Raw genomic sequence first — 12,182 nt, 5'->3', positions numbered from 1 at the left:
ATTTATCAAGTTTATCAACGGTCTAAAACTAAAAAAACCGCTTAAAAGCGGCTTAAAAAAATAGTTTTATTAGAAATTATAGACTTGTGCAACGGTTACCATTGTTGCCCGCAGTATTTATTAGATGTAATTATATTCTTTAGACTTTAAGTTATCTTTATCAAAATCTATATAGAAATAATGTAATTTATCTTCATTGTCAAATTCTCCGTTCTTATCAATATCCTCAATTGTCCTAAAGTAGAGGCGGTTCTGACTTTTTATAATTTTCCAATTAATCAATTCTTGAAAATCAGGAGTAAGTTTTTTAAAACCTTGCCCATTAATTTCGCTCATATAAAGACTTCTTAAATCCTGATAATTAATCTTTTGATCGGCATTAGAGTCATTGTCGTAAACAGTGTATAATAAGTATTGCTTTTTGTTTATATTGAATATTTCTCTTAAAAAATCTACAGAATTAATCAAAATAGTTTCGTTAGTTAACTGAGTTATTGTGTCAGATTCAAATTTTTGAAACTTTAAATTATGTATTTTTCCTGAAATAGTGGAGTTATAAGAATTTATTACGGAGAAACTATTTCTATTATTAGATTCTGAACTGAAGCCGCTATAAGATGAACCATAACTTATATTACTTGGCTCTCCTATTATATAAACTAAATAATCTGTACTATCAATTTCAATTGGAAGTTCATTAATGACAATTATAGATGAATCCCTAGTAATTTCTTTCTTGTCATTTAAATTATCATAAGTTACAGTTGGCTTATCATTATTTTTACAGCTAAATAAGTTTATTATTAAAAGAGATATTAAAATCAGTTTTCTCATTAGTTTAAATTTCCGTTAATATTGCTGGCAACGGTTTTGTATAAGATTAGTTGCGTGTTTTAAGCACTAAAGTTAGCAAATAAATCACAGATAGAAAGTCCGCGAGGACTTTCGTAAGTAGGCTAGAACTAGCAATTAATTTTATACGTTGTTGTGCACTGGCTTTTTTAAATATATTCTTTCATATTCAACAATATTTCCTTTTCAAATTCAGTCAGTGCTAAATTCTCAATATTTAACTTGGATATAATCTCCAATAAATCATCTAAATTTTCAGTATTTTCTAGAGCACCTTGAATTTTTTTTGAAACTTGAATAGGAAGTCCATACTCTTCTAGAATATTATAGTTGCTATTTGTAAAAAGACTTTCTAGTTGACTTGCAAAATAAGAATAATCAATTGGCTCTTTATTGTTGTTCTCAAAAACCTCGTTTGCAATAGATTGTAAGTTTTTTAAATATATTGGGAAATGGTATTGAGGCCAATACTTAATAAAATTAATTTCTGCTTCGATAGCTTTATTAATTTCGTCTTTGTTTGTTTTATTGGCAACTTCTAGCGCTAGTAAAGTCTTTATATCTTTATAACGCATAACTTGATAAATTTTGAAGGTTAATTGCTTATAAGATTTAATAAAAGCTCTAGAGTTTGAAGGTGCAATAAAATGTTCCCAAATAAGAAAGCATACTGCTTCAAGTTGTTTATAATCCGGATAATGCCATCTTATATTTTGTTCATAGTCTAAAATAACTTTAGCTAAATCATTTTGAAACGAAGGCTCTATATTAGAGTTACTTTTTAATGTCTCAAAAGATAATTCTGAATTCGATTTTATCTCATTTACAATTCTCTTAGACTTTTTATTTAAGTCTTCTTCATTTAATTGAAGTAATAATCTATCTGGTGTGTTTTCGCCTTGAGTAAATAAAGGAAAATCAACTAAAGGTAATTCTTCGATAGGTGCATCGTGAAATAAATAAACATCACCTATGAAATGTTCAAACATTCTTCCTGAACGACCACAAATATTATTATAAGTAAAAAAATCAAACTTATTTTGAGCTACTTTATTATCATAAATAATAACATTTTTAGCCTTTGTATTAACACCTTCTATAATTGTACTCGTGCATAAGAGAACGTTCAGCTCGTCATTATTAAATTTATCTAATATGATTTGAGAAAGAGAACGAGGTAATCTTCCGTGATGTAAACCAATTCCAAATTCTAAATAATCAGCTAAATACCATTCTGAGTGAAATTCAGAACGTATCCAATTTGATAATTTCTCTACACTTTTATTCTTTTTAAAAATACCACCTAAAAATAGAGCCTTAGCAAGCTGATTTATACTTCGTGGTGATTTACAATAAATTAAGGTCTGTCCATCTAGTTCTGAACATAATTCAATTAATTTATCAATATGATTTCCATTATAATCAACTTTTATTCTACGGTTAATTACAGTCTTATAATCTGTTCTAATGTATTTATAAGTTACCTCATTTGGAAAATAGCTATTATTAATATTTTCAATATTTGGGCCTAATAAATAGAACTGAGCTCCTTTTTTTAAAAGTTTATAAAAAGCTTGATTTAAAGCAATAGTCCTATTTAAGTCTGAAGTTGTAAAGTTTATTTTGTAAAATTCATCAATAACGAAAAAATCAATATCAATATCATCAGGAACAATCTCTAGAACTCTTTCTTGTGTTAATACAAAAATGTTCTTTTCTGATATAGTCTGACTACTATGGGTTATTACTTTATAAGATTCTTTAAACTTAGATAGCCTTTTACGAGTTTCATCGATTAGCGCAATAGTTGGGACAACTATTACGATATTTTCATATTTTTCTATAGCAATTACTGCATCTATTACTAAGCTTTTACCAAAACTTGTTGGTGCACTTAGAATTACATTTTCTCCATTTAATAAAGAATAATAAATTTGTGCTTGTATTTTGTGAAAAACTATATTTTCTATTTTTTTTCCCTCAGGTCTATGAAATTCGTAAGCTATTAAATCTTCTAGAGAAAGTTCTTCTGGGTTTAAGTATGGGAACAAACCTAGTTCACGAGCCAAATCATTTATAATTCCACTTGTAAATTTGAATTTATATTTGAAATTTAAGGCAAAAAGTATTAAATCGTTTGCTTGAATATTGCGCTTATTGTAATAGTAAGAAATAGATTTTGCTATGTCAAATTCACGATTACCAAAACTCTCTTCTGTTTCAATAAGTTTAATTAGTTGAGATATTTCTATAAGTTCTGCCATACGTTAAGTCTTTCGTCAAGTGATGCAGTTAATTCTATTTTTTCTTTCATTGGAAGCAGAAATAGATGAATTTTTAAATCTATATCTCCAATTTTATCTTTAAATGCTTCAAATATTTTTTCAAGTTCAGGTTTGATTTTGTCAATATACTCGTCTGTAAATTTTGTGATATCCTTTGTTGTATTTGAATTATAAGTTAAAAGAACAGGAACACTTATTGAAGAAAATATTTCATCTAATGAGGTATAAGGGTCGATTAGCTTTTTTAATTTATCCTTTAAAGGAAATTTTTCATCTATTTTATTTGTTATCGCGATAAATTCATTTCGTAGATAGTTATTTTCTAAATGGTCTTTAATCTCTGGAACAACATCTCGAATTGCATTGGAAATATTACTATAAAACTTAACTTCTCCAAGCCAAAGTTCTAACTGATTGTCAACCTCTAAAACGTGAACAGCATCAAAACCTTTTACAGTTTCATTGGGTCCATCTTTAAAGTGTATTTTGCTTATTGCAGGTGTTGTATTATAACATTCTTTAATAATACTATGCAATATTAATTCTCCAAATTCACCTCGTCTAGAATGATATTTTTGATAGATTAATTTGGCAGCTTTTTTGAGCTTATTTGTAGCATCTAAATAGTTTAAATTTTCATATTCAGAAAATTTTAGAGCAAAGTCTAATAAGTGGCGGTCAAATAAAAATTCAGAAAATTGCTTATGTCTCCATTCACCAGCTTCAAATCCACAACAGAGTCCTGTCATACCAATCGGAACTTCATTTGTATGGTAAAGTAGCTTTAAAAATTGTAGATTCATTTCTTAGTTGGTTGTTTTTTAGCTTGTGCACAACGGTTCGTATAACCGTCAGTTACGGGTTAATATGCGTTAATTTTCGGTTAAGCACTGACGGTAGCAATTCCGAGTGGATTCGGACGCAGTCGAATCCGCCGTAATTGCGGTTATACATTGTTAGCAAACGTTTTTTTATTTCCATTTTGTTCTTAACTCAGTTCCGATTGGGAATTTTTTTGGTGTAAAATCATACATATAGGTCATTCCAAAACTTCTGTTACTCAAAACAGAATCGACCTCGATAAAAAACTCGCCGTCTTTTGTTTCCAAGGTCAGCCTATTATTCATTCTGTCATTTTTTCCTTTGTCCAATTCGATTAACCAAGAGATATTTTCTTCATCGTTTGGGTCAACAACTTTTTTGATGTATTTAATTTTCGCAGATACAGGTTCTTTTAAAAAATAACTTTTCCATTTTTCAGGTATTTGTTTTAAATCAAATTCAGACGTAATTGAATCTTTGGTTTTTCTAACTAAATACATACCACTCGTTTCTGGTTCTAAACCACTGTTTATATAGTCTGCAAATCGGATATAGTCATTTTCTTTTTCCAAACTCCAACCAAAATCAAAGAATTCTGAAAACAGATATTCATTATTTTCCCATTTTATAACTTGAAATTCCGTTTTGATTTTTAATGAGTCAATTCCATAATTTATTTTGGTTGTTTTCGGTTTTGATTCCATATCCTCAGGATATTCAATAAATTCAATTCTTTCGGGATTCAAGGTCAGTTTCAGACTGTCCATTTTATATGTTCCGAATACTTTTTTCCTTTCTCCGCCACCAAAGCAACTGAATAGATAATTTTCGTTAATAAAACGTCCATCACTTAATAAGTCCAGTCGTAGCCCATTATTAAATCCGTTATACCCATATCTCAGTGTGTCTATTTTCTGAGAATCAAATTCTTGGTCATTCGATTTGTTTTTATTATTCGAACAACTAAAAATGAAAATCAATATGAGAATTTGAATATATTTCACGGTTTTCATCAAATGTTTGCTAACGGTCTCGTATAACCGTCAGTTACGGATTTAAAGTTAATGATTTTCGGTTAAGAACTGACGTTAGCAATTCCGAGTGGATTCGGACGTAGTCGAATCCGCCGTAATTGCGGTTATACATTGTTGTGCAACGTTTTTTATTCAATTTCTACTCCGTTTAAATTCCATTTATAAATTCGATTGTCCCAATCAGTTGCTTTCACAAAATTGTCTTTAACTTCGAAGTCATCTTTTCCATTTTGCGAAACAAAGATATCAGCTCCACCATTTTGCCATATTATTTTTCCGTCATTATTAATTCGCGTTATTTCCAATTCTCCGTGAATTATAAAACCGTTTTCTATTTTAAATATTTCAAATGCAGTAGCTATATCCACTTTTGTTTTCCAATTCAGATTTAGAGTAGGTAAGTCCAAACAAAAAACTGAATCGCAACAGCATATTAAAATCCGATTAGATTCAATAATTTGTGAAGTTTTGTGCAGTCCAGTTGCTCCGTTTTCAGCTCCAATTATCGCACTATTTATTTCAGTTCCGTTTTCTAAAATTTTTATTCCGATTTTAGTCGGTAATTTGAAATCAGATTCCGTTAAATAGTTATTTAAATATTTATTCAGATTGTCCTTCGAGTCTGGATTATAGTCAGATTCGTTTAATAACTCAACTTGGTATTTTCCTATTTCGAATGTCATTTCAAATGTTGCACAACTGGTTATATCAACTCAAATATAGTCGTTTATAACTATAATTTGCCGGATAACAACACTTTTTTGTTTTCATAACCAGATTCTTTTAATCGCAAAACTGCCATATCTAACGGACTTTTAATGCGTAGCAGATCTTTCTTGGTGACGTGAGTATAAATCATAGTTGTTTCAGGTTTACTGTGTCCCAATAATGTTTGAATATATCTTAAATCTACCCCATCTTCTAACATATGTGTTGCATATGAATGTCTTAAAGTGTGAGGAGTTACCCTTTTTAAAATTTGAGCTTGATTGCAAGATTTCTTTAAAAAAGCTCTTATGCTAGTGGGACTGTACTTTCCAGCTTCATTACCTTCTATTAAATAATAATCGGGTCGGTAAGTTTGTAAATAATTATAGAGTAGAGGCATTACACTTTCAGCTAACATTACAGTTCTATCTTTTCTTCCTTTTCCAGCCTTAATAAATACTTGTTTTCTAAGTACATCAATATGTTTCACCTCCATATTTATTAACTCTCCAATCCGCAAACCCGAAGAATAGATAATAGCCAAAATAAAACGATGTTTTAAATTCCTAGTTACCTGTAAGATTCTAATGACTTCCTCTTGCGCAAGGACCGTAGGTAATTGCCTACTTTTTTTAGGACGTAAATTTTCTAGCTCTTCGATACCCTCTATAGCAAAAAGTGCAGCAAAATGTTTTAATGCACCTATGCATTGCCGGTGTGAGCTTACTGAATAAGATTGTTTGGTGATTACATTTTCTAAAAAATATTGAAAGTCTGCCTGACTTATATCTTGGATCTCTTTTCTGGTAAAAGCAACAAATTTTAATAAAAAACCGTAATAAGATTTTACCGTACTTTCACTAAATCTTTTTCCGCGTAAATAAGAAACATACTTTTTTAATATTTTTATTTGATAGGGGTTTAGATCCTTCTTACTAACCGAAATAAACTTTGATTTTTCTTTTCGCTTTTGCGGATTTAATTCTTTAACTCCTTTCAGTTTTTCGTAATCTACAAAATAACCACCTTTATTAAAATGCTTAAACAAGAAGAATTGATTGTCTCTAGAATGGTCTACATAATATGATCTATGGGTAGAAGACCATCTTACCTTCGGAATTTTTTTAGTATGAGCTTTTAAACGTGTATCAAAAACAGAAAACCTAATTCCTATTTTCAAAATATTATTGTGTATAAAAGTATCTAATATTATAAAAGCCATAATAATTTTGTTTAAAAAATAACCTTTCAATTTAACTAAAAAAAAGAACATAAACTAAAAAAGTGCTTCTTGAATTAGGAAGCACTTTTAAAAAATGGGTAGAGTAGGTATTATAAGTAAAAAAACAAGTTCTAAACTTTAAAGTTTAGAACTTGTTTTTTTAAGCTTATTTTTCTTTTATTATTTGATCTTTTTTATACCAACCTAACGTTTCAACTTTAATCGAAGGGTTATTCGTCTCTACAATGTTTTTAAATTTTTTAATATCGCTCATTCCGTTTTTTCCTCTATAGTGATAAGGGTAAACTACTTTCGGTTTAAAGTCCAAAACCGCATCTGCAGCAGATTCTACCGGCATCGTGTAAGGTAGATTCATACATACAAAGGCTTTTGTGATTCCTTCTAAATTTCTCATTTCAGTAATATCCTCTGTATCTCCAGAAATGTAAATTTTTTCATCTTCCCAAGTAATTATATAGCCATTTCCTCTACCTTTAGGATGAAACTCTAAAGCTTCTTTTCTTAAATTATACATAGGCATAGCTTCAATAAGCAATCCGTTTAATTTCTCACTATCTCCATTTTCCATCACCATAAGGTTTGGTTGTAAAGCTTCAGGGAGTTGTACAGCTACAGCTTTAGGTGCGATGATTTTAGCTTTATCATCATATATTTCTTTTAACGTAGTAAGATCAAAATGATCAGCGTGTATATCAGTAATTAATATATGAGTCGGGTTTTCTTGTCCTTTAAAAGCTTTAGCTCCTCCAACAGGATCAATAAACAAAACTTGTTCTCCCATAGTTAGTACCATAGTAGCATGAGATATGGGAGCTACTTTTAAACTCTCCTTTGTAGTATCTTTTGCAGCCACTGGCTCACTAATTTCAATTTTTTCCTTTTTTTCTGTATCGTTTTTACAACTTAAAAATGAAAATATGAGACAGATGGATAGGGTATATATTTTTTTCATAAAGTCTAATTTTAATTATTTTCTGTTCTAATAAAATCTGATACAAAATAAGATAAAGCTTTCGCTATAAGCGGATTTCTACTAGCGTCCGCTTCACAAATATGCAAATAATGTACATGTTGTTTTTTTGCTAGGTTGATAAAACTTCTAATCTCATTTACAGAAAATCCTGACGGAGTCCTGGCGCTGCTATCAAAATCCTGAATGGCATCACAATCCAATTCAAAACCAAAGCTGTTCTTGACAAAATCTGTTGCTTTTTTAAATTTAATTAATTGATCTATAGTCGTTAAGTGTAAATATTCTTCAAATAAACTATAGCTAATGCTTTTATCATTATCCATTAAATCAAAAATATATTGCGGAGTGTAATTTTGGTGTAATCCCACAATAGCATAACGATCTAAGTACTCTTCTTGTTTAGCATAACTAAAACCATTTCCGCTATGACGGTAATTGGTTTCGCGTAAATCTGTATGCGCATCGATATTAATCACATGTATTTTTTTATCTAAGGCTTTTGCAGTTCCCATAATATTCCCATAGCTGTTGTTATGGCCGCCACCAATGATAATCGGGATTTTATCTAAGGAAATGATTTTTTCTACCAAATGGGTAACCATAAGGTCAATTTCAGATACCAGAGATCCGAGTTGACTTGCTTCTTTTATTTGGGTTGCTTTATCGAGTAAAGCTTCTGTATCTAGACTTCCTAAAACAATACAATTATTATCATTAAATTGATTGTGTTGTATGTTTAAAAAAGCTTTTAAAAAGGGCTCCCAAGTTTTAGAAGTACCAGGTTGCCCAAGATTTGCTCGTACTCCAATATCTTCTGGAATACCAAAAATCACATATTTTTCAGAAAGATTTTCTAAATCTTCAAATGAAGATACATACTTGATGCTTTCTCCCAATTTGGTTTCGCCTTCTCTGGAATTGATATACGCTTTCGCGGAATTTTCGGTAAGAAAATTAAAAAAATTCATACTTAAGTTAGTTTAGGGGTTGTCCTTCTAAAAATACATTTTCAATATGATTACTACCAAATGAATAAGGTAGAAATCCGTAAGACGGAATTTCTTTGGTAAGGATCAAATTCGCTTTCTTTCCTTTGGTGATAGAACCATGAGTTTCAGATATTCCCATCGCATAAGCTGCATTTATCGTAGCTGCATTAATTGCTTCTTCTGGGGTCATTCTCATTTTAATACAAGCTAAAGAAACCACCAAGTTCATATTTCCGCTCGGTGTACTTCCTGGATTATAATCGGTTGCTAGAGCTAAAGGTAAACCAGCATCAATCATTTCTCTAGCCGGAGTGTAAGGTATGCTTAAAAATAAAGAGCAGGAGGGAAGTGCTACTGGCATAGTTTCACTACCTTTTAATACTTCAATATCTTCTGTATTCATCACTTCAAGGTGATCTACGCTTAACGCGGAATTTTCTACTCCAGCTTTTATACCTCCAATTGTATTAAATTGATTTACGTGTATTTTGGCAGGCATACCGTATTTTTTACCAGCTCCCATCACACGAATGGTGTCTTCTACCGTAAAATAACCTTTTTCACAAAAGGCATCAACATAATCTGCCAATTGCTCTTCGGTTATTTTTGGAATCATTACATTGACAATTTCATCAATATAAGCTTCTCTATTATTTTTATATTCTTTGGGTAAAGCGTGAGCTCCCAAAAAAGTAGCTTTTATAGTGATAGGGAATTCTTCTTTTAATCGCTTAATAACCCGAAGCATTTTTAATTCCGCTTCAAGCGTTAATCCGTAACCCGACTTAATTTCAATGGCTCCCGTTCCTAGCTGAATAACTTCTTTTAATCGTTTTACCGTTTGTTCATACAGACTATCTTCATCGGTTTGCTGCAATTTTTGAGCGCTATTTACAATTCCACCGCCTTTATTGGCAATTTCCTCATAGGTTAACCCATTAATTCGATCTACAAACTCTTGTTCTCTATTTCCTGCATAGACTAAATGAGTATGGGAATCTACCCAACTCGGCAAAATCATTTTTCCGGTAGCATCGATCTTAGAATCGACTTCGAGAGTAGGAAGAGAATCCATCGATCCAAAATCGGCTATGAATTCGTTTTCTATCAATAACCAAGCATTCTTTATGCTAGGTAATTCTTTCATTTCTGCTCCTTGCAATTTGCTAATTGAGTATTCTCTAACTTGAATAAGTTCTTTTATATTGGTAATAAGTGTTTTCATACGATAAAGATATAAAAAGCTAATAAAAAATGATTTTAAATCGTTCGTAATCTCAATGAAATAAGGATGGATAGTATAAATTTATAGTGATTTTAATTCTGTATAGATTATATTTATTACGGTATAAAAAATTATAAGAAAAAATTAAATAAAAAACTGAACTAAGCCTGTATTTTTGTACTAGAAAAATTAATTAATCTATAAAAATTTAAAATATGTCTATTGTAGGTAAAAAATTCCCAAATTTAAAAGTAAACGCAATGAATGAAATGGGCGATACTTTTCAAATTAATGTTTTAGAAGAAGCTCAAAAGAATAACAAGAAGGTAATCCTTTTTTGGTACCCAAAAGACTTTACATACGTTTGTCCTACAGAGCTTCACGCTTTTCAAGAAGCTTTACCAGAATTCGAAAAGAAAAATACTATTGTAATCGGGGCTTCTTGTGATACTGCAGAGGTTCATTTTGCTTGGTTAAATACTTCTAAAGATAATGGAGGTATCGAAGGTGTAACTTACCCAATTTTAGCAGATTCTAATAGAAACTTAAGTTCTAGATTAGGTATTTTAGACGCTTCAGATGAGCGTTATGACGATGAAACTGGAGATATCACTATAGAAGGAGATAATGTATCTTACAGAGCTACTTACTTAATCGATGAAGAAGGAACTGTATTTCACGAAGGTGTAAACCATATGCCAGTAGGTAGAAACGTGAATGAATACTTAAGAATGATCGATGCTTACACTCACGTACAAAAGCACGGGGAAGTTTGTCCTGCAAACTGGGAAGAAGGAAAAGATGCTATGCAAGCAAATAGAGAAGGAGTAGCTTCTTATTTAGCTAACTAATCTTTCAATCATAAAGATTAAACAAGCTGTAAAGAAATCCTGGCGGGTTCGCTCGCCAGGTTAATAAAAAAAATAATTTTAATATTTAGTTTTATTAAACTGAATATTAAGTTCGCTAAAGCGGAATAAAAAAATTGCTATGTTAAAAGAATTAGAACAAGATAATTTAAGTGAAATAGTTTCAGATAACGATACAGTTATAGTACAATATATGGCTGGATGGTGTGGAAACTGTCGCTTGATGAAGCCTAAATTTAAAAAGTTAGCTTCAGAAAATGAAAACGCACAGTTTATTTTAGTAGATGCAGAGAAATTTCCTGAATCAAGAAAATTAGCAAATGTAGATAACTTACCTACATTCGCTACTTTTAAAGGAGGATCTTTTGTAAAACAAGTGCAAACAAATAAATTAGAATCATTAAAAGAGATTGTAGATGAAGTTACCAGTAATTAGACACCTGCAAAAAAATAACGAGCAAGAGAAACTAGAACACACCGTTGATGTTTTAGAATCTTTTACAGAACACCGCTCGGTAACCGATGAGGATATGGATGTTATTGGGGAATTAATCACCAATATTTGCGGAGCCATCGAAGTTCATAAAATGGTCGCCGATGGTGTACCAGAAAGAGATGCCGCTAATAACTTTGTGAAAAAAGTGATGGGATCTATCGATAAATAACAACTCTATAATTTAATATAGAATGTGAGGCTACTTTTATGTAGCCTTTTTTTGTAGATTTATTTTAAGGTCTTAAGATTATAGTTACTTTTAGCTTTTAGAAGTATGAAAAAGAAAAATAATTTTATCATTAGTAGACTCAAAGGAGGGGTTTATGCCACGAGAGGTGCGTTTTTATTATTAAAAACAGAACCCAGCGTGCAGGTGCAAGCAATAATCGCAATATGTATGATCTTTGCTGGCTGTTATTTTAATATCTCAAAAGAAGAATGGATAATGCAAACTTTAGCTATAGGTTTGGTTCTGAGCTTAGAAGGTGCAAATACAGCTATTGAGGAAATAGCAGATTTTATTCATCCTGATTTTCATCATAAAATAGGTTTAATTAAAGATTTTGCCGCTGGAGCTGTTTTTTTTGCCGCTTTAGTAGCAGTAATTATTGGGATCCTAATTTATTACCCCTACATTGTTAATATTAATCTATAAACCCTAATATTTACAGCCTAAAATTTAGAAT

The 12,182-nt window shown here is 30.8% G+C and carries 13 protein-coding genes; 4 read left to right on the top strand and 9 right to left on the bottom strand.

The annotated features are described in order from the left end of the window. Nucleotides 1-120: 120 nt before the first annotated feature. From FT986_RS05850 to hutI, 9 genes are all read right to left on the bottom strand, one after another. Entirely contained in the window at nt 121-834 is a 714-nt protein-coding gene (locus tag FT986_RS05850; RefSeq protein ID WP_147864277.1) for a hypothetical protein, read from the bottom strand. A 167-nt stretch (nt 835-1,001) separates the two neighbouring features. Continuing rightward, entirely contained in the window at nt 1,002-3,116 is a 2,115-nt protein-coding gene (locus FT986_RS05845) for a helicase-related protein (RefSeq protein ID WP_147864276.1), read from the bottom strand. Further along, nucleotides 3,101-3,940, bottom strand: coding sequence for a DUF1837 domain-containing protein (locus FT986_RS05840; RefSeq protein WP_073182781.1), 840 nt, complete (start codon nt 3,938-3,940; stop codon nt 3,101-3,103). The genes FT986_RS05845 and FT986_RS05840 overlap by 16 nt, the downstream gene beginning before the upstream one ends. A gap of 168 nt (nt 3,941-4,108) precedes the next feature. After that, a complete protein-coding gene (locus tag FT986_RS05835) occupies nt 4,109-4,963 on the bottom strand; it encodes a hypothetical protein (protein WP_222706185.1) in 855 nt (284 codons plus the stop codon). A gap of 158 nt (nt 4,964-5,121) precedes the next feature. Further along, nucleotides 5,122-5,676, bottom strand: coding sequence for a hypothetical protein (locus FT986_RS05830; RefSeq protein ID WP_147864274.1), 555 nt, complete (start codon nt 5,674-5,676; stop codon nt 5,122-5,124). A 50-nt stretch (nt 5,677-5,726) separates the two neighbouring features. Further along, on the bottom strand, nt 5,727-6,923 hold the full coding sequence (locus FT986_RS05825) for a tyrosine-type recombinase/integrase (RefSeq protein ID WP_147864273.1): 1,197 nt from the start codon (nt 6,921-6,923) through the stop codon (nt 5,727-5,729). Nucleotides 6,924-7,089: 166 nt separating this feature from the next. Beyond that, on the bottom strand, nt 7,090-7,896 hold the full coding sequence (locus FT986_RS05820; RefSeq protein WP_147864272.1) for an MBL fold metallo-hydrolase: 807 nt from the start codon (nt 7,894-7,896) through the stop codon (nt 7,090-7,092). Between the two features lie 11 nt (nt 7,897-7,907). Beyond that, nucleotides 7,908-8,885 (bottom strand): formimidoylglutamase, encoded by a 978-nt coding sequence (locus tag FT986_RS05815; protein WP_147864271.1) that lies wholly within the window; start codon nt 8,883-8,885, stop codon nt 7,908-7,910. A 7-nt stretch (nt 8,886-8,892) separates the two neighbouring features. Beyond that, nucleotides 8,893-10,131: an imidazolonepropionase gene (gene hutI, locus FT986_RS05810; RefSeq protein WP_147864270.1), complete on the bottom strand. Its 1,239-nt coding sequence runs from the start codon at nt 10,129-10,131 to the stop codon at nt 8,893-8,895. A gap of 215 nt (nt 10,132-10,346) precedes the next feature. On the opposite strand from hutI, the gene FT986_RS05805 reads away from it, so the two are divergent. From FT986_RS05805 to FT986_RS05790, 4 genes are all read left to right on the top strand, one after another. Further along, a complete protein-coding gene (locus FT986_RS05805; RefSeq protein WP_147864269.1) occupies nt 10,347-10,982 on the top strand; it encodes a peroxiredoxin in 636 nt (211 codons plus the stop codon). Between the two features lie 139 nt (nt 10,983-11,121). Then, nucleotides 11,122-11,436, top strand: a complete 315-nt coding sequence (locus tag FT986_RS05800; RefSeq protein ID WP_147864268.1) for a thioredoxin family protein — start codon at nt 11,122-11,124, stop codon at nt 11,434-11,436. Further along, nucleotides 11,417-11,665 (top strand): hypothetical protein, encoded by a 249-nt coding sequence (locus tag FT986_RS05795; protein ID WP_111540011.1) that lies wholly within the window; start codon nt 11,417-11,419, stop codon nt 11,663-11,665. Before FT986_RS05800 ends, FT986_RS05795 begins: the two co-directional genes overlap by 20 nt. Before the next feature lie 105 nt (nt 11,666-11,770). After that, on the top strand, nt 11,771-12,151 hold the full coding sequence (locus FT986_RS05790; protein ID WP_147864267.1) for a diacylglycerol kinase family protein: 381 nt from the start codon (nt 11,771-11,773) through the stop codon (nt 12,149-12,151). Nucleotides 12,152-12,182: the final 31 nt, after the last annotated feature.

This window comes from Mesonia sp. K4-1 (assembly GCF_008017825.1).
GTDB lineage: Bacteria > Bacteroidota > Bacteroidia > Flavobacteriales > Flavobacteriaceae > Mesonia.
The sequence above is the reverse complement of the archived record's forward strand: the minus strand, read 5'-3'. Positions and strand labels throughout refer to the sequence as shown.